This window comes from Paenibacillus sp. FSL H8-0315, from assembly GCF_038005365.1.
GTDB classification, from domain to species: Bacteria; Bacillota; Bacilli; order Paenibacillales; family Paenibacillaceae; genus Paenibacillus_AQ; species Paenibacillus_AQ odorifer.
This window is the reverse complement of record NZ_JBBOTA010000001.1, coordinates 326,130-344,726: the sequence shown is the minus strand read 5'-3', so window position 1 is coordinate 344,726 and position 18,597 is coordinate 326,130. Positions and strand designations below refer to the sequence as shown.

Here is an 18,597-nt window from a genome sequence, read left to right as displayed (position 1 = left end):
AGGTCGTTTAGAATTGAAAAGAGATGGTTGAGCCAATAAGCAGAAGGGAGGAAAAAGAATGGATTTATATTTTTTAGGTACTAATGCAGGTGTGCCAACGCTACAACGCAATGTAACGTCCGTTACATTAAGACTGCTGGAAGAACGTCGCAGTATTTGGATGTTCGATTGTGGGGAAGGTACACAACATCAGGTTCTTCGTTCACCGATTCGGCTAGGAAAGCTGGAAAAGCTATTCATTACCCACTTGCATGGTGATCACCTATTTGGTCTTCCAGGTCTATTATCAAGTCGTGGTTATCAGGGAGGGACAGCGCCGTTAACGGTGTACGGACCCCCTGGATTAAAAGCTTACTTAGAGATCTCCTTAGCTGTGAGCCAATCCCGAATTCCTTATAAGATTGAGATTGTAGAGCATACAGGAGGAATTATATTCGAGGATGATAGCTTTAAAGTTGAGGCTGCATTACTTGAGCACCGGATTGACAGCTATGGCTACCGGGTAACGGAAAAGGATAGTCCCGGAAGCCTCAATACGGAATTGCTTAAGAGTTATGGTTTAAAACCGGGACCGATTTATGGGAAATTAAAAAAAGGTGAAGATGTTGTTACGGATGAAGGTGTACGAATCTGTGCTGTTGATGTTGTCAGGGAACCCAAACGAGGACGTATTGTTACTATCCTTGGAGATACAAGACCTTGTTCGGGAGCCTTAGAACTCTCTCTTAATGCAGACCTTATCGTTCATGAAGCAACCTTCGCCCATGATCTGGCTGACATGGCGTATCAATATCATCATAGTACAGCCCGTCAGGCTGCAGAGTTAGCAAAAGAAGCCAAAGCAGGACAGCTGTTGCTGACTCATTTCAGTTCTCGTTACAGCTCGCATGAAGAGTTAATTCCTTTGCTTGAGGAAGCTGGACTCCTATTCCCAGAGACATTATTAGCTGAGGAATTTAATGCATATCCGGTACCTCGCAGACTAAATGGGCAATAGGGGGAATGATTATTTTCCGGGAAAGCGCAGGAAATGACAGTGCTATGCTAAAAAATGCTGGATGGGACGGTTGTTCGATTTCATTCGACGAAGTGTGTTAGATTTAAAGTAATCACGGAGTAAAAGACGAACGAATGGCTGGACATATTGCCGAAAATCAGTAGGTGATATCTTCCACCTAAAGGGATTGAGTTTTTCTGTAAATCCAAGCAGGGCAAAGGCTACGAGTTTGTTAATACTATTATTTATTTATTATATTAATTAAATTTATTGTGGAAACTGAGGGGTTAGTGATGGAACAAATTGAAGGATTATTGATTGATCTAGATGGTACATTGTACCATGGGCATAAAATGATTCCCGGTGCTGATCTGCTGATAAAAGCTCTTCGTGAAGCGGATATCCCTTTTTTATTTGTTACTAATAACTCATCGCGTACGGCAGCTAACGTTGCTGCCCACTTAAGTGGAATGGGAATTGAGGCGAAAGCTGAGGAGGTATGTACCTCTTCTATGGCAGCCGCACGTTACATAGCTGAGGAATCACCTGGGGCTACAGTGGCGATACTTGGAGAAGAGGGACTGCGTATGGCTTGCGTTGAGGCAGGGCTCCAAATCGTCACAGAATCCCCTGATTATGTGGTGCAAGGTATCGATCGTTCTTTTAATTATGCTTCGTTAGCTCAAGCTTCGCGTTGGATTTTGAGCGGGGCAAATTTTGTGCTCACCAATCCAGATTTAATGTTACCATCAGATGATGGGGTTATGCCGGGTGCGGGTACGATTGGTGCAGCAATTGAGGCTGCCAGTGGAGTGAAGCCAGTAGTGATCGGTAAGCCAGAATCCCACCTGATCAAATATGCGACAGATCTTCTGAACATTCAACCTGAACATGCTGCTGTTGTTGGGGATAATATGCGTACGGATATCGCTGCGGGTGTTAATGCGGGCTGTCGTACAATCCTTGTTCTTACCGGTTTAACCACTACAGAGAATCTGGAGCACTATAAAAGCATCACAGGGATCACTCCCGATGAAATATGTGCCGATTTAGCTGAACTTAAAATGTTTCTCGGTGTATAATAGCTAGGGTCTTATTACTTCACCAACTTAGAGGGGACGATGAGTATGCCAGAATTGCCGGAAATGGAGAATTATAGACAGCTGCTTAGCCAGCGTATTATAAATGTTCCGATAACTAATGTAATTGTGAACAGAGAAAAAACAATTAACATGGAAACAGAAGCTTTCATTAATGCCTTGATCGGTGCGCGTGTTGTTTTTGTAGAGCGGCGCGCCAAGTATATTTTGTTTCATCTCCATGATGGACGAAGATTACTATTGCATTTAATGCTGGGTGGATTGCTTTTTTATGGTTCAGAAGAAGAACGGCCGGATCGTAATACGCAAGTAGAAATCGCATTTGGTGATCAGATCCTTTATTTTATGGGCCTGCGGTTAGGGTTCTTACATTTAGTATCCGTGAAGGAAAGCGAAGCAACGATGGGTAAGCTTGGACCTGAGCTGTTGGATCGACGGATGACGCCGGAACGTTTTGCAGGAATATTAAAAGGGCGGCGTGGTGCGTTAAAAAGTCTGTTAGTGAATCAGCATGTAATGGCGGGTATTGGAAATTGTTATGCGGATGAGATTGCTTTTGACGCAGGGCTTCTGCCTTCAGTTTTAGTGCAGAATTTATCACCGGAAGCCATTTCCCGCCTGTATCAAAGCATTCAAAAAGTATTAACTGATGCGACAGAGATTGGCGGATACATGGAAATGCCTTTTATGACCGGTGATACGGTTACGGGTTCTTATAATGACCAATGTAAAGTCTATGACCGTGAGGGTGAACCCTGCCTACGCGATGGGGGAACGATTATCAAAACAGAGCTGTCTGGACGCAAAGTATTTTATTGCCCAGACTGTCAGCATGAAGCTTAAACCCAAAATAGGGGCTCATGTCAGCATTCGTGGTGGATATGGGAGAGCTGCCCGATTTGCTTGGGAGAGCGGTGCAACAAGTTTTCAATATTTTCCGAAAAATCCGCGCAGTCTGAAGTTAAAGACGGTTGATATTCGAGATACAAGGGATTGTGCACTCTTTTGCCAAGAAAAAGGGATCACCTCTATCGCCCACACCCCTTATGCAATCAATATGGCTGCGAATAGGGATGACGCTACCCCGCGAAAGGTGTATGTAGACTCCCTACTTAATGATCTGGAAATTGCTGAAGCCTGCGGTTCCTTAGGCATTGTTGTTCATTTTGGACATTTTGCTGGAATGGAGCCGTTACAAGGCTATCAAAATATTATACAATGTATGAATGAGACGCTGGAGTCATGGGAAGGTAACGCCAAGCTGCTAATCGAGAATCAAGCGGGCAACCATGGTACCGAAGGGATTACACTTGAAGAATTGGTGAAGGTTCGTGAGCTTAGCCAGTTTCCCGAGAAGATTGGATTTTGTCTGGATACCTGTCATGCTTTTGCGGCGGGAATTTGGAATCCTGAGCATACGGAAGACTTGCTTGAACGAGGAAACCAGCTTGGATTTTGGCCGCATCTTGTAGCTGTTCATCTAAATGATTCTAAGTTTCCCTTTGATTCGAGACGGGACCGGCATGCTGGAATAGGAAAAGGTTATATCGGCGAAGAGGGTCTTAAGCGCTTAATAACTTCTGATCCATTACGTAAAAAATCTGTTGTTTTGGAAACTGAAAAGGGTCCAGATGGCAGTCATCGGAATGAAATAGCTACTGTTCGCAGTTGGTTTGAAGCGGGGGCTAGAAAGTGACTCATATCTATATGGACGATCTCCGTAAAGGTCCGCTTGGATTTGCTTTAGCCAGGACAACAGAAGAATGTCTTCTGATGTTGCGTGAGTGTGAGGTTGGTATTTTATCGTTAGATTATGATATGGGACCGGATGATTATTCTGGTGGGGAAGTGGCTAGACGGATTGTTCTGGAAGGACTGTACCCCCGTGAAATCTATCTACACACCTCCAGTGTTTTAGGGAGAAAAGAAATGTATGAAATCTTATACGCGGCTAAACCTGAGGGGATGATCTTGTTTAATGGTCCCCTAAGTTCTGATAAGCTTTATGATATCGCTGGGGAGACGGGTCTGAAATGAAGGGAATGAATGAAGCGGATTTACTGGAGATACTCACGAGACCTGGAGAACCGCTGGTAGTATTTTTGCATACTCCGCTGTGTGGTACCTGTAAGGCTACAGAACGCATGTTAGAAGTAGCGGCACATCTATTGCCTGCTGAACTCCAAATGGTTGCCGGAAATGTGAACATGTTGCCTAATCTGGTCCAACAATACCGGATTACCAGTGTCCCTGCTCTACTTGTGGCTTCTGCTGACCGGATAGAGAATCCGCATATTTATTATTCAATGGTTTCAGTTGAGCGGATTCTGGAATACATAAGGAGTGTTATATCATGATCATTTCATTACAACATTTATCTCTGCGCAGAGAAGAAAGCCTAATCTTGGACGATGTATCGTTAGAAGTGAAGGAAGGCGAAAACTGGGTCATTTTGGGACGAAATGGTTCGGGCAAAACAACAATTTTGGAGATTATGACAGGTTATTTATTCCCTAGCAAAGGAACTGTTGAGGTATTGGGGAATAAATATGGTCAATGTGATTTACGCGAGGTTCGTAAAGAGATTGGTTATATTGGTCCTTCCTTAATGGAGAAAATGTCTTTAAATGATCCGGTGTGGGAGGTTGTAGCTACAGGAGCTTACGCTTATTTGCGTTTCTACGAGAGCATTCCACACGAAGTGAAGGAGAAGGCAATCCGCTTGCTAGAGGATATGAATCTGGGCAATATGGCACTTCATCCTTTTGGAACCTTGTCACAGGGAGAGCGAAAAAAAGCAATGCTGGCAAGATGTCTTATGGCTGACCCCAAACTACTGATTATGGACGAGCCTTGTGCAGGTCTTGATCTGTACGAAAGAGAAAAAATGCTGGCTGAAGTAGACAAGCTGAGACAACGTAATGTCTCCGTTGTATATGTAACTCATCATGTGGAAGAAATTGTCCCGCTTTTTACACATGTTGCTTTAATTCGCGACGGTAAGCTAGCTGGTTCCGGACCGAAAGAAGAAGTATTAACCAAAGAAATGATCTTGGCCACCTATGATATTCCTGTTGATGTAGAATGGGATAGCGGTCGTCCCTGGATTAAAATTAGACCTGGAGGCAAAACGATTTGAACGAATTAAGACATGATAACGAAGAGCAGACCACTGCTCCGGAAGAAATGGTGTACTCCCGATATATTTGTACAGCTAATCACGGCTTTGCGCCATATGCTCAGGAAGAGCTTCGGCGCTTGTTCGGCGCAGTGAAGAGTACGCTGCTGCTGCCGGGAGAAATCTTTCTAGCCACCTTGCAGTCTGAACCCGAGGAAGTATCACGATTGCTCACACAGAATCTGCCCATTTTCCTTCGTCATATACAGCCTGTGCAGTTTCAGGATGAAGGAACCATGGATGCGCTGCAGCGTTTGGCTGTTTATTTAAGCCGCCGCAGTGAACTAGAGGGGGAGAAAGTATCCTTAAATGTTCGTAAAGGGGATCCTTCCTTCTGGCAGGAAAGTCCGGGCGAACTTCGTGAATGGCTGCAGGAGCAATTGCAGAGCTTGGGTGCAGAATTTACAGTACAAGATCCGGCATGGGTCATTTCTGTCTACGCAGACGGGAATGCCTTATATGCAGGAGTGTCCAGACCAGAAGAGAATCTATCCGGTTGGAATGGCGGTGCAATCCGTTTCCGCAAGGAAGACGGACAAATCTCACGTGCTAAGTTCAAGCTGATGGAAGCGGAGAAGGAGTTCGCTATTCCTTTTTACAGCTTCCGTAATGCGCTTGATATCGGTGCCTCTCCAGGGGGCTGGACTTCTTTCTTGCTGGAGCGTGGAATGAAGGTAACAGCGGTTGACCCTGCTTTGATGCATGAATCGCTGCGTAATTACCCGGGTCTGAAGATCCTGCGCAAAAATGCCGGAGAAGTGAAATTCCGCGATAATGAATTTGATCTGCTTGTATGTGATATGAGCTGGAGTCCTAAGCTGATGGCGAAGCTTGTAACCGGGCTGCTGCACAGCCTGTCCCCAGGCGGAACAGCGATTGTGACCGTAAAGCTGATGCATAAGAAACCTCTAGCGATGATCAAAGAGATCATCGCAATGTTTGAGGGCGAACGTATGCAGATTCAACGGGCCAAGCAGCTGTTTCATAATCGTGATGAAATAACACTTTATATGATTAAATACTAAGTTAGATTCTAATTTAAAAATCTTAAGGGAAAGCATCCCGTTATTAACGTTATCGTAATCTGCGGTAACAACGTTAATGGCGGAAGCTTTCTCTTTTTTTTATGTGAAAAAGGGGGAAGTTCAGGTGGATTTTGCATCGAAGCTTGGGGTAGGGCAGATAATGGACGCCAGATACAGAATTATTGATCAGATTGGAACAGGTGGAATGAGTATTGTTTATCTTGCGGAGGATCTGCGTTTAAAGGGGAGACGTTGGGCTGTAAAAGAAAGTGTAAGCTCAGATGAGATGCCTTCAGACATTAAAGCTGAAGCGGAGATGCTAATGTGTCTGGATCACCCGCGGCTTCCCCGTATTGTTGATTACTATCTTTCGGATCAAGAAGGGTATTCTTATTTAGTTATGGATTATATTGAAGGGATAACTTTAAGTCAGCTGATGAAGGATAATCCCGGACCATTGCCTTGTGAATTCATCCTACAAATAGCTAAACAGCTTTTAGAAGTCCTGCAATATTTGCATGGTCATCATCCGCCCATTGTTTATCGTGATTTAAAGCCCTCCAATCTTATGTTAACTAAGCAAAAAGAATTGATGTTAATCGACTTCGGAATCGCTCGGAATTATAGAAAAGGAATCGTTGAAGATACGGTGAAGCTTGGTACAGTTGGGTTTGCGGCTCCTGAGCAGTATGGGAATGGGCAGAGTCAGCCGGTTTCTGATTTATATGGTCTTGGTGCGTTACTTTTGTATATGGCTACCGGAGGCTTATGCAGCCACTGGGAGTCTGGAATGGAAAATAAGTTGCGTGACCATGTTCCCGCAGCTTTTATTCCTATAATTAGACGTTTATTACGGCCACATCCGGAGGAAAGATATCAGGACGCAACAGCTGTTATTCAAGCACTGGTTCATGTGGAGAATGATATGGATGAAGGTAATTCTTTAGCAGTGTCTGTGCCCCTAGTGGTTGATAAACGGAAGGCTAAAGTGATCGCCTTACTTGGAGTAGGGCCGGGACTTGGAACAACACATACTTCATTTGCAATTAGCAGTTATCTGGCACAGATCGGTTCAACAGCTTGGGTTGATCTATCACCGGATTCATCGGTTTATGAGCGCATGCACAATATGGTTGATGTGCAGAGCGCTTCAGTTCCTGATGAGAGCTCTGAGTCTGTATTTTCTTGGAGGAAGGTTCATTACTGGAAGCGACCTCACCATGGGGATGTAGCAGAGCTTATGAGAGGAGCTTATCAATTTGTTGTCTTAGATCTGGGCACGGGTGGATTTGATGGAGCGCTGGAAGAAATCAAGCATAGCGATATTCCCATTCTAATTGCTTCTGGCGCCGATTGGCGATTGGAGGAATCTTTATTATGGATTAGGAGAAGGGGGCTGCAGCCTGAACGGGAATGGAGAGTGGGTTTACCACTTGCTGAACACCAATCTGTTGAACTGTTGCGAAATTCTTTAGGTATAGATAGGGTTTATAATTTACCATGTCAACAAGATCCATTTTTACAAAAAGGGAAGTTGGCAGATGTAATTGCTGAGCTGTTAGGGGACATTAAGGGCGAACGAAACGATGGAAAACGCCGTGGTTTTTTCTTAAGATAGGCTATTGGGACTAACATTTAATTCAGTGTTCCGCTAAAGTGTGATAAAATATATATTTATACGTGATTTGATTTACGCATTATTTAAGTATAGACAGGAGCTTGCGGAGAATTTATGAGTTTACTTACTGTAGAAGACGTTTCCCACAATTTTGGGGATCGGACATTGTTCAAGAACGTGTCTTTCCGGTTGTTACCAGGAGAACATGTTGGAATTGTTGGAGCAAATGGCGTTGGTAAATCGACGCTAATGAACATTTTGACAGGAAAGCTTTTGAAGGATAATGGTAAAGTAGAGTGGACCCCTCGGGTGCGTTACGGTTATTTGGACCAACATACGATTCTTACACCGGGCAAAACGATTCGCGATGTTCTAAAGGACGCTTTTTTGCCACTGCTTGAGTTGGAGCAGGAAATGCTGAAGATCACAGAGCAGATGGGTGATGCTTCGCCTGAGGAACTAGAAGTACTACTGGAGCAGATGGGAGACATTCAGGAACAACTGGATATCGGAGATTTCTATCTGATTGATGTAAAAGTAGAGGAAATGGCCAATGGTTTAGGCCTGTCCGTGATTGGGCTAGATCGTGATGTTGCTTCTCTCAGCGGTGGTCAAAGAACCAAAGTGCTGCTGGCGAAGCTGCTACTGGAGAAACCCAATGTACTATTGCTTGATGAGCCTACCAACTATTTGGATGTTGAGCATATCGATTGGCTGACCAACTATTTGAAACAGTACCCATATGCATTTATATTGATTTCCCATGACACTGAGTTTATGAATAAAGTCGTTAATGTCGTTTATCACTTAGAGTTCGGTAAATTGACCCGTTACACGGCGAACTATGAGAAATTCCTCGATATGGCGGAGATGAATAAAAACCAGCATATCGATGCCTATGAGAAGCAACAAGATTTTATCAAAAAACAAGAGGACTTCATCCAGCGGAATAAAGCGCGTGCTTCAACTTCAGGCCGGGCAAAAAGCCGTGAGAAGCAGCTTGATCGTATGGACCGAATTGATCGTCCTGAAGAAGCTGCTAAGCCGACCTTTAAGTTTAAAGAGAGCCGGGCAAGCGGCAAAACCGTCTTCGAAGGAATTGATTTTGAGATTGGTTATGATCGTCCGCTGCTGCCACAGCTAAACATGGTCATTGAACGTGGAGAGAAGATTGCTATTGTTGGCTGCAATGGTGTGGGTAAATCGACACTGCTGAAGACAATTCTGGGAGTGATCCCAACATACAGCGGCAAAACCTATCTTGGGGATTATCTGAACCCTGCATATTTCCAACAAGAAGTGAAAGCAGCTAGTCTTACACCCATTGAGGATGTCTGGAATGAATTCTCCAGTTTAACTCAGAACGAAGTTCGTGGGCATCTGGCACGCTGTGGCCTAAAAAATGAACATATTACACGTCCGCTTAGTATGCTGAGTGGTGGGGAGCAAGCGAAAGTGCGACTTTGTAAGCTTTTGATGCGCGAAAGCAACTGGGTACTGTTCGATGAACCTACCAATCACCTTGACGTTATTGCTAAAGCAGAGTTGAAGCGCGCTTTGCAAGAATATAAAGGCACAGTCCTGCTTGTATCTCATGAACCTGATTTTTATGAAGATTGGGTTACGAAAATTTGGGATGTTGAGCAGTGGTCAGCTGTACAGGTATAGAATAATCATAAATCCGGAGAATAGCAGACATCCTGCTGTTCTCCGCTTTTTGGATATGGGGAGGAGATAATGTATGTTTCATAACGCTGGGCGAGAAGATCGATACTCACGACAGATACGTTTCGCGCCGTTTGGAACTGAAGGACAGCAGGGTCTCGCAAATTCAAAAGTGCTTGTAGTTGGTGCGGGTGCGTTAGGTACAGGGATTGCAGAGACATTAGTCCGCTGTGGGGTTGGGCATGTTCTTATCGTTGACCGCGATTATGTAGAGTGGAGTAACCTGCAGCGCCAACAGCTATATACCGAGATGGATGCGCAGGAGCGAGCTCCAAAAGCCATTGCAGCCCAGAACAGACTGCAGCAGATTAATTCTGAGGTTGTCATAGAAGCGCATGTTATGGATGTGCGGAAGGAAGAGCTGGAAGGACTCATCTCAGGGGTGGACCTGATTATGGATGGGACTGATAATTTCGATACACGTCTCATCATTAATGATATTGCCCAAAAGAATAATATCCCTTGGATTTATGGAGCTTGTGTAGGAAGCTATGGAATTACATATACGATTTTGCCTGGAGAAACGCCATGTCTTCATTGTCTTTTAGGTACAGTTCCACTAGGGGGAGATACCTGTGATACAGCGGGTATTCTTCCCCAGGCCGTACAATTGGTCACTGCAAATGCTACAGCTGAGGCGTTAAAGCTTCTCGGTAACCATAAGGACCAATTACGGAATAAACTGCTGACTTTCGATGTATGGCGTAATGAACATCAAGAAATTGGCGTGAAAAGTGCTAAAAAGGAGAATTGTCCTTCTTGTGGGACTCATCCGATCTACCCTTATCTAACAGCCTTAAATACGGAACGAAGTGATGTGCTTTGTGGCAGGGATACCGTACAGATCCGCCCTGCCCGGCCGCAGAAACTTAACTTGCAGGAAACAGCCAGTCGTCTGTCTCGTTTAGGAGACGGTGAGGTAGAGAGCAATCCTTATCTAATTTCCTTTAAGGAAGGTCCTTACCGGATGGTGATCTTCGCAGATGGCCGGGCATTGATCCATGGAACGAAGGATATTGCCGCTGCCCGTAGCTTTTATCATCGATATTTTGGATAAAAAGCATAATAAACAGATCCTCAGACCATTTCATAGGAATGGTCTCTTTGTTTTCCGGGGATTCTATATCTATTAATGGGATGCTGATGCATGTCTGATGGATACGGGGGATCTTCGTGAGTGAGCAAATGATATGGTACATGTCTGCGGGAAACGGAAGAGGAGAGGAAGAACTAGACGCTATTGCGAAAGTGTTTAATGATATCGGTCTGCAAATAACAAAAAGCGAAGATCCCGAAGATCTTCGCTTATCCATTTCTGAAGTAGAACCGGTATTACTGCTTGCTGATTTAGGCGAGGTGGGAACATGGGAAGGATGGAAAATCATTTCCGCAGTAAGAGATGAGGGAATGATTCTTCCGGTCATGGTGATTTCCGAAGAATTATCTGGTAACGGAGCAGTTGCGGCCTTTTTAGCCGGAGGGAATGATTTCATGACAAAACCACTACATACCGGTGAATTTAAATGTAGAATTCTAAATTTATTAACCCTCACGGGTCGGCGTCGAAATTTAAAACATCTGTTAAAGGTAGATGGTTTAATGCTCGATCCCAGCCGCAGGCTGGTCACCCGTGAAGGGATCGAGCTTAAGATGACGCATAAAGAATTCGATCTTCTATATTATCTCGCTGCGAATCGAGGGATTATATGTTCCCGCGAGGAAATACTCAAACAAGTATGGGGATATCAATTCCATGCAGATACCAATGTTGTAGATGTATACATCAGGCATATCCGCTTAAAAATTGATAAAGGGTACCGGAACAAGTTGATTCATACTGTTCGCGGAACAGGATATGTAATGAGGGTGCCCGAAGGCAGCACCACATCCTGAGACTAATTCTCTTTTATAGAAAAGACTCTACTATAGAGCTGTTGTTTACAGTACGCGGCGAGCCTTTAGATAAGTCTTTTTCCATGTACCAGAATTAAGATCAGAAACCGTAACACCTGGTTTACCGTAAGTGTGCAGAATTTTACCGTTTCCAGCGTAAACAGCTACGTGAGTTACATTTTTACCAGTTGCTCTGCTGCCGCTGGAGAAGAATACAAGATCGCCGACACGAAGGTTAGCTTTGGATACAGCAGTTCCTACTTTTGATTGAGCCGCAGCTGTGCGGGGTAATGATACATTATATTTATTAAAGATATGTTTCATAAAGGAAGAGCAGTCAAAAACCTTAGTAGTAGAAGTAGAGGCTCCGAATTTGTATGGAGTTCCCATAAAGTTTTTTCCGAAATTGACAACGCTTTGTCCTTTGGACACCGTAGCGGCTTCAACTTTAGTTGCACCTACACCAGTTGCCATCATTGTTCCTAAGCCCATTGTAGTAACCATTCCTATAACAATCGCTTTTTTTATCCATTGTTGTTTATTCATGTTGTAAGTACCTCCAAAGTTAGTATATCAATCTGTCTTGCTTGGCTTGTCTTGCTTGCCTGATTCGTAGTATAGCAGGTTATCTATGTCATAAAATTTGGTAGAGCAGCAATAAAGTGAGGCTGGGCCTGGGTTGTAAACGTTTTATTAAAAATTCATTAAAAGTTACAAAAAATTAATAACTTGATATTTTGAGCAATAAAATAAGCCGTAAACCCCTTGATATATAAAGGATTTAACGGCTTTTTAATTTTGAAACAAAAGTTACAAGGATGTTTCTATATCACTATGTATTTAGTCTTTGCTCTGAATAATCAGCAATAATCCACTACGTATTCTAACTGTTCCAGTGGAGGAAATCAGTTTGTTGCTTACACCTAGAGATTGCCCTAGCTTTAAAGTAGCATCATTCAAAGGATATTGAAATCCTTCTAATGTAATCCCTGTTACTTCAGGAGTTAATGGAAGCAAAGATACATAGGTGTAGCCCAAATCTTCAATGACTGTTTGGGATCCGGTAAGTGTCACATAGTTATTAGAATCCATCACGTAGCAATTGATTTGCCGTTGCAGAGCCCTTGTCATCATTTGAATGCTGGCTAAAGAGTGGTCAATTCGAGTGCCTGTAACTCCTAATAGTAAAATAGAATCAGGTTGCTGATTCATTGCAATATCGAGTGCCATCTCACTGTCGGTTACATCCTTGTTCACGGCGTCACAAGTGATTGTTTTTTTACTTTTGGATTGAATATCCTGAAAAGCCTCAGGCGATACAGAATCAAAATCACCTACCGCAATATCTGGTATATATCCATGTGAGATGAGGAATAATGCACCCCGGTCCGCACCGATAATAAAATCTTCTTCATCTAATAGAGCGAAATAATCCGGAGATAGTTCTCCACCGGCAAAAATAACGACTCGTTTGGATGGCATAACATCCATTCCTCCTCTAAAACTCTAGTTGGTTATCCTGTCCCAGTATAATGCAGATCGAAAAGTTGCACAATTGACCATGACAACGCTAAAATGATAGTGTGCGATTTTTTATGTGCATAAATTCATATTTACTAATCTTTTAACAATTGGGAGGTGAATGAAATCGTAAACGTGCTATTTGTTTGTCTGGGTAATATTTGTCGCTCACCAATGGCGGAGGCCGTTCTGCGCCATAAGATTGATGAACGAGAGCTTTCACATAAGATTCTGGTTGACTCTGCGGGAACTGGAGATTGGCATATAGGTAAGGAACCGCATGAAGGGACTAGACGTATACTTGATCAAAACAAGATTAGTTATGCAAATATGGCAGCGCGTTTGGTCAGTAGCGAGGATTTTCAGAAGTTTGATTATATCGTCTGCATGGACAAGTCTAATGGAGAGAATGTTCGAAAGGTTCCTGGTGGGGAAGAGGCTAAGCTTTTGTTCTTCATGGATTTATTGCCTGAGGAAGAATTGAGAGAAGTACCAGACCCTTATTTTACAGGTAATTTTGAACAGGTATATGATTTGATCAATGCAGGCTGTGACGTGTTGCTAGAAATGGTGATAAGAGAAAAGCTGTAACCCGGTTGGGTTCCAGCCTCTCTGATTAGTATTAAAGTAATTTAAGGAAATTTGCTGGATTAAACTGTAAGCGTAAACACGGCTGAAATCTACATACGTTCTTTAGATGTTCATTTTTTGCTTCTATCAATATGGCATTATGTGTTTAAAAAATAGAGTAGAGATTCAGGGAGTTCCTTTTGCCAAAAGCCCCAGAGATGACGACCGTCTTTCTCGCGGTAGGATACGGTAGCTCCACGTGCTTCAAGCAAAGCTTTAGTTTCTCTGTTCATCTGAACAAAATCATAGGTCCCAGTATCAGTCTGGTAATCTGTTTCCTGCAGTCCAACGACCATATTAATATTAAGCCAGGAGAGATCTTCCTCTTTAGCCAGCATGGCTTGTGATTCGGGATAGAATGCACCGGATAGGCTGATGATACGTGTGAAGATAGCTGGATAAGCAAGTGCCAGATGGAGGGAGACGCTGCCTCCAAGAGAATCGCCGGCTAAGATTCGTTCGTCGGGTGTACGGCGTACGGGATAATTTTTTTCAATGAAGGGAATAATCTCTTCGGAAAAGCAAGATAGGTACTGTTTGAATCGGCTGCCGAACGGAGCGTATTCTTGAGTCCGAACAGCGACGTTAACTTCTACACCAACGATAATGAAGGGCTCGACATCTTCTTCTATAATAAGTTGTCCAGCAAGTGTAGCAATGCGTCCAAAGTTGAAAAATTCTTCTCCGTCTTGGCAGTACACCACGGGGTAACTCAGAACTTCATTGTAGCCTGGGGGCAGATAGATACGTAATTTACGTTCCTCCTGCAGATGTTCACTCCAAAGCGTTTCTTTTACAATTGTGCGTTTCAGAAAAACAGAATCGCTCATCGTTGTCACGTCACCTTTCTTGTCGAATTTTGCAATACACACAGGGTTACGCTAAAATTATTAAATGTGTAACTGTGTTATTAATCATTTACTTGTTGGAAAAGTGTTAAACTGTTATATAAAATTTCCTCACCTGTTATACATACAAAATTTGAAGGAATATAAATTTTATAAGTATTTCTTTGACGAAAGTAACTAAACAGGTGTATAATAATATTATAACAGAGGCAGCTGATATTCAAATTTTTTTATTGAGGTGAAGATAATGAGTAAAGTTCCTTATGAAGTGTATACAGAGGACGTCGAGGCTCTATCGGTACTTTCCCCGGATGGAGAAATTATCAATAAGGATAAGATGCCCGATTTAACCGACGATCAACTGAAAGAAATTATGTATCGTATGGTATTTACCCGTACTTGGGATGATCGTGCAGTAAACCTTGGCCGTCAAGGTCGCCTTGGTTTCTACGCACCGGTATCCGGTCAAGAAGCTACCATGATTGGTAGTGAGTTCGCTTTGGAGAAAGAAGACTTCTTATGCCCAGGCTACCGTGATATTCCGCAGCTAGTATGGCACGGACTTCCATTGTACCAAGCTTTCTTATATTCCCGCGGTCACCAACATGGTGGAGCTATTCCTGATGGGGTTAATGTATTGATGCCACAAATTATCATTGGTGCGCAAATCCTGCACGCTACTGGTATTGCTATGGGCTTCAAATTGAAAAAACAAAAGAATGTTGCAATTACTTACACTGGTGATGGCGGTTCTTCAGAAGGTGACTTCTACGAAGGCTTGAACTTTGCTGGTCGTTTTAAACTGCCTGTAATCTTCTTTGTTCAAAACAACGGTTATGCGATTACGACTCCGTTCGCTAAACAAACGGCTTCCAAATCGATCGCTCACAAAGCGGTTGCAGCTGGTATTCCAGGGATTAAGGTTGACGGTATGGACATCTTTGCAGTAATCAGTGCTGTACGTGATGCTGCAGAACGTGCACGCAACGGCGAAGGTGCTACATTGATCGAAGCTGTAACTTACCGTTTCCGTCCACACTCCCTTTCTGACGATGCAAGTAAATATCGTTCGAAAGAAGAAGAAGGACAATGGAGTGAAAAGGATCCAATCGCCCGTCTTGCCAAGTATTTGGAGAAGAAAGGTCTTTGGACTGAAGAAGATACACTGCGCGTGAAAGATGAAGCGAAAGCTACTGTTAACGAGCAGATCAAAAAAGCTGAACAAACCGAAAAAATGACAATACCTGGCTTGATCGACAGTATGTTCGAAGTAACACCTAAACATCTGGAAGAGCAAAAAGCCGATTTTGAATAAGGGGGATATCAGGCAATGGCACAAATGAATATGAAAGAAGCGATTCGCGACGCGATGCGCGTTGAACTGAATCGTGACCCTAACGTTCTTATCTTCGGAGAGGATGTTGGTAATGTAGGTGGCGTTTTCCGTGTAACTGAAGGTCTGCAAAAGGAATTTGGCGAAGATCGTATTTTTGATACACCACTAGCTGAGTCCGCTATCGGCGGTCTGGCATTTGGTCTTGGTGTACAAGGCTTCCGTCCGATTGCTGAAATTCAATTCGTAGGTTTTATCTTTGAAGCACTGGATCAAATCGTTGTTCAAGCAGCACGTTTGCGCTGGCGTTCTGGCGGTAAATATAACGCTCCAGTAGTATTCCGTACTCCTTTTGGTGGCGGAGTTAAGGCTGCTGAGCTTCACACTGACTCACTCGAAGGTTTGATCGCACAAAGCCCAGGGATTAAAGTTGTAATTCCTTCAAACCCATATGATGCGAAGGGACTTCTAATCGCGTCTATCCGCGACAATGACCCTGTCTTCTTCATGGAGCACTTGAACCTTTATCATGCATTCCGTGCTGAAGTGCCAGAAGGTGAATATACAGTTGAACTTGGTAAAGCGAACGTAGTACGTGAAGGTTCTGACGTTTCGATCATTACTTACGGGCTGATGGTACATACAGCTACCAAAGCAGCCGAGCAACTCGAAAAAGAAGGCGTTAATGTTGAAATTATCGACCTTCGTACTGTAAGTCCAATCGACATCGATACTATTGTAGCGTCTGTGAAGAAGACTAACCGTGCTATCGTGGTGCAAGAAGCACAAAAGAGTGCGGGTGTAGCTGCTGAAGTTATCGCACAAATCAATGAAAAAGCACTACTGCACTTGGAAGCACCTGTGCTTCGTATCGCAGGTCCTGATACTGTGTATCCATTCGCACAAATAGAAGATACATGGCTTCCAAACCCTGCACGTATTATTGCAGGCGTGAAGAAAGTTTTGGAATTCTAAATATTTTTACGAGAAACAGTTGTCATCCATATGGATGACAACGTTGTTTCATCTTATAAAGTTTAAATCATAAGGTTAGTCCCAATTTCACGAGGAGGTTTTCAAAGTGGCAAAGTTTGAATACCGATTTCCTGAACTAGGTGAAGGTCTGCATGAAGGTGAAATCATCAAAATGCATATCAAAGCCGGTGACAAGGTAACGGATGATGATATCGTAATGGAAGTTCAAAATGACAAGGCGGTAGTTGAGGTGCCTTGTCCAGTAAACGGTACTGTATTGGAAGTTCTGACAAAAGACGGTCAAGTATGCCGTGTCGGTGAAGTAGTGGCTATTATCGAAGCAGAAGGTGACGTGCCTGATCAAGAGGGTGCTGCTACTGAAGCTCCTGCTGCTCAAGCGCCAGCTGCACCAGCTGCTCCAGCATCTAACAAAGCATCGAATTTTGAATATCGCTTCCCTGAGCTGGGTGAAGGTCTGCATGAAGGTGAAATCATCAAAATGCATATCAAAGCCGGTGACAAGGTAACGGATGATGACATCATCATGGAAGTTCAAAATGACAAGGCGGTAGTTGAGGTTCCATGTCCAGTGAATGGTACTGTATTGGAAGTTCTGACTAAAGATGGCCAAGTTTGCCGCGTAGGCGAAGTTGTAGCTATTATCGCTGCTGAAGGCGACGTTCCTGAACAAGAAGGTCATGCATCTGCTGAAGCCGATGCAGCAAAAGGAAGTGCAAACACTACTTCTTCCCCTGCAGCAACAAGCCCTGCTGATGCTAAAGAAGGCGGATCTGCAAGTGTAACACCAGCTCCTGACCGCGATGTTTTGGCTACACCAAGCGTTCGCAAATTTGCTCGTGAGCAAAAAGTGGATATTTCCAAAGTGAACGGAACTGGTAAAGGTGGTAAAATCACTCGTGAAGACGTAGAAGCCTTCTTGAAAGGTGGTTCTACACCAGCAGCTCCTGCAGCAGCAGCGTCGTCTGAAGCTCCTAAGGCTGCTAAAACCGAAGCTAAAGCAGCAACTGCAGCAGCTAGCGGTAACGTTAGTCTTGAAGAAGAACGTGTACCATTCAAGGGTATTCGTAAGGCGATCTCCAACGCAATGGTTAAATCGGCTTACACTGCTCCACACGTAACCATCATGGATGAAGTAGATGTTACTGAACTGGTAGCATTCCGTACACGTATGAAACCTATTGCTGAGAAAAAAGGCGTTAAGGTTACTTACCTTCCATTCATCGTTAAGGCACTTGTTGCAGCTTCCCGTCAATTCCCAGCACTCAATGCTATGATTGATGAAGAAGCAGGCGAAATTGTCTACAAGAAATACTACAATATCGGTATCGCTACTGATACACCAAACGGTTTGATCGTTCCAGTTATCAAAGACGCTGACCGTAAGAGCATTTGGATGATTGCTAGCAGCATCACTGACTTGGCCGTTCGTGGCCGTGACGGTAAATTGTCTGCTAACGAAATGAAGGGCAGCACGATCTCTATCAGTAACATCGGTTCTGCTGGCGGTATGTTCTTTACTCCAATCATCAACTTCCCTGAAGTGGCTATCCTCGGAACTGGCCGTATCAGTGAAAAAGCAGTTGTGAAAAATGGTGAAATCGTAGTTGCTCCAGTAATGGCGTTGTCACTCAGCTTTGACCACCGTATTATCGATGGTGCGACTGCTCAAAACTTTATGAACTACATTAAATCGCTGCTCAATAATCCTGAGCTGCTGGTTATGGAGGTATAAT

General features: G+C 43.6%; 19 protein-coding genes. 16 read left to right on the top strand and 3 right to left on the bottom strand.

The genetic code is table 11. The features are described from left to right. Positions 1-58: 58 nt before the first annotated feature. From rnz to MHB56_RS01340, 12 genes are all read left to right on the top strand, one after another. Entirely contained in the window at positions 59-997 is a 939-nt protein-coding gene (rnz, locus tag MHB56_RS01395; RefSeq protein WP_341143171.1) for a ribonuclease Z, read from the top strand. A gap of 293 nt (positions 998-1,290) precedes the next feature. Then, complete coding sequence (locus MHB56_RS01390; protein ID WP_341143170.1) at positions 1,291-2,079, top strand: TIGR01457 family HAD-type hydrolase; 789 nt, start codon at positions 1,291-1,293, stop codon at positions 2,077-2,079. 45 nt (positions 2,080-2,124) lie between these two features. Continuing rightward, a complete protein-coding gene (locus MHB56_RS01385) occupies positions 2,125-2,940 on the top strand; it encodes an Fpg/Nei family DNA glycosylase (protein ID WP_076133771.1) in 816 nt (271 codons plus the stop codon). Beyond that, the gene (locus MHB56_RS01380; protein ID WP_341144354.1) at positions 2,930-3,793 is read left to right on the top strand and encodes a deoxyribonuclease IV; all 864 of its coding nucleotides are present in this window, start codon (positions 2,930-2,932) and stop codon (positions 3,791-3,793) included. Before MHB56_RS01385 ends, MHB56_RS01380 begins: the two co-directional genes overlap by 11 nt. Continuing rightward, the gene (locus MHB56_RS01375) at positions 3,790-4,134 is read left to right on the top strand and encodes a cyclic-phosphate processing receiver domain-containing protein (protein WP_076184432.1); all 345 of its coding nucleotides are present in this window, start codon (positions 3,790-3,792) and stop codon (positions 4,132-4,134) included. The genes MHB56_RS01380 and MHB56_RS01375 overlap by 4 nt, the downstream gene beginning before the upstream one ends. Next, positions 4,131-4,454, top strand: a complete 324-nt coding sequence (locus MHB56_RS01370; RefSeq protein ID WP_341143169.1) for a thioredoxin family protein — start codon at positions 4,131-4,133, stop codon at positions 4,452-4,454. Before MHB56_RS01375 ends, MHB56_RS01370 begins: the two co-directional genes overlap by 4 nt. Next, positions 4,451-5,236 carry an ABC transporter ATP-binding protein gene (locus tag MHB56_RS01365; protein WP_282579836.1) on the top strand — a complete coding sequence of 262 codons (786 nt, stop codon included), beginning with the start codon at positions 4,451-4,453 and terminating at the stop codon, positions 5,234-5,236. Before MHB56_RS01370 ends, MHB56_RS01365 begins: the two co-directional genes overlap by 4 nt. 47 nt (positions 5,237-5,283) lie before the next feature. Further along, positions 5,284-6,300, top strand: a complete 1,017-nt coding sequence (locus MHB56_RS01360; RefSeq protein ID WP_076184506.1) for an SAM-dependent methyltransferase — start codon at positions 5,284-5,286, stop codon at positions 6,298-6,300. Between the two features lie 124 nt (positions 6,301-6,424). Continuing rightward, positions 6,425-7,918: a serine/threonine protein kinase gene (locus MHB56_RS01355; RefSeq protein WP_341143168.1), complete on the top strand. Its 1,494-nt coding sequence runs from the start codon at positions 6,425-6,427 to the stop codon at positions 7,916-7,918. A 114-nt stretch (positions 7,919-8,032) separates the two neighbouring features. Beyond that, on the top strand, positions 8,033-9,586 hold the full coding sequence (locus MHB56_RS01350; RefSeq protein ID WP_036687697.1) for an ABC-F family ATP-binding cassette domain-containing protein: 1,554 nt from the start codon (positions 8,033-8,035) through the stop codon (positions 9,584-9,586). A 73-nt stretch (positions 9,587-9,659) separates the two neighbouring features. After that, a complete protein-coding gene (locus MHB56_RS01345; RefSeq protein WP_341143167.1) occupies positions 9,660-10,700 on the top strand; it encodes a ThiF family adenylyltransferase in 1,041 nt (346 codons plus the stop codon). Positions 10,701-10,816: 116 nt separating this feature from the next. Next, on the top strand, positions 10,817-11,536 hold the full coding sequence (locus tag MHB56_RS01340) for a response regulator transcription factor (protein WP_076128431.1): 720 nt from the start codon (positions 10,817-10,819) through the stop codon (positions 11,534-11,536). 45 nt (positions 11,537-11,581) lie between these two features. On the opposite strand, the gene MHB56_RS01335 is transcribed toward MHB56_RS01340, so the two are convergent. Further along, positions 11,582-12,082 (bottom strand): C40 family peptidase, encoded by a 501-nt coding sequence (locus MHB56_RS01335; RefSeq protein ID WP_076128433.1) that lies wholly within the window; start codon positions 12,080-12,082, stop codon positions 11,582-11,584. Between the two features lie 294 nt (positions 12,083-12,376). Next, the gene (locus tag MHB56_RS01330; RefSeq protein WP_341143166.1) at positions 12,377-13,018 is read right to left on the bottom strand and encodes a thiamine diphosphokinase; all 642 of its coding nucleotides are present in this window, start codon (positions 13,016-13,018) and stop codon (positions 12,377-12,379) included. Positions 13,019-13,183: 165 nt separating this feature from the next. Here MHB56_RS01330 and MHB56_RS01325 point away from each other — a divergent pair, with 165 nt between their 5' ends. Then, positions 13,184-13,648, top strand: a complete 465-nt coding sequence (locus tag MHB56_RS01325; RefSeq protein ID WP_076184504.1) for a low molecular weight protein-tyrosine-phosphatase — start codon at positions 13,184-13,186, stop codon at positions 13,646-13,648. A gap of 137 nt (positions 13,649-13,785) precedes the next feature. Here MHB56_RS01325 and MHB56_RS01320 read toward each other — a convergent pair whose 3' ends face one another. Continuing rightward, positions 13,786-14,517, bottom strand: a complete 732-nt coding sequence (locus tag MHB56_RS01320) for an alpha/beta hydrolase (RefSeq protein WP_076184429.1) — start codon at positions 14,515-14,517, stop codon at positions 13,786-13,788. A gap of 265 nt (positions 14,518-14,782) precedes the next feature. Between MHB56_RS01320 and pdhA the strand changes: the two genes are divergently transcribed. The 3 genes from pdhA (at position 14,783) to MHB56_RS01305 (ending at position 18,596) form a co-directional block, all read left to right on the top strand. Beyond that, positions 14,783-15,850 (top strand): pyruvate dehydrogenase (acetyl-transferring) E1 component subunit alpha, encoded by a 1,068-nt coding sequence (gene pdhA / locus MHB56_RS01315; RefSeq protein WP_038571556.1) that lies wholly within the window; start codon positions 14,783-14,785, stop codon positions 15,848-15,850. A gap of 15 nt (positions 15,851-15,865) precedes the next feature. After that, entirely contained in the window at positions 15,866-16,843 is a 978-nt protein-coding gene (locus tag MHB56_RS01310; protein ID WP_038571553.1) for an alpha-ketoacid dehydrogenase subunit beta, read from the top strand. Between the two features lie 106 nt (positions 16,844-16,949). After that, positions 16,950-18,596 (top strand): 2-oxo acid dehydrogenase subunit E2, encoded by a 1,647-nt coding sequence (locus MHB56_RS01305; protein ID WP_341143165.1) that lies wholly within the window; start codon positions 16,950-16,952, stop codon positions 18,594-18,596. The last annotated feature ends 1 nt before the right edge of the window (position 18,597 follow it).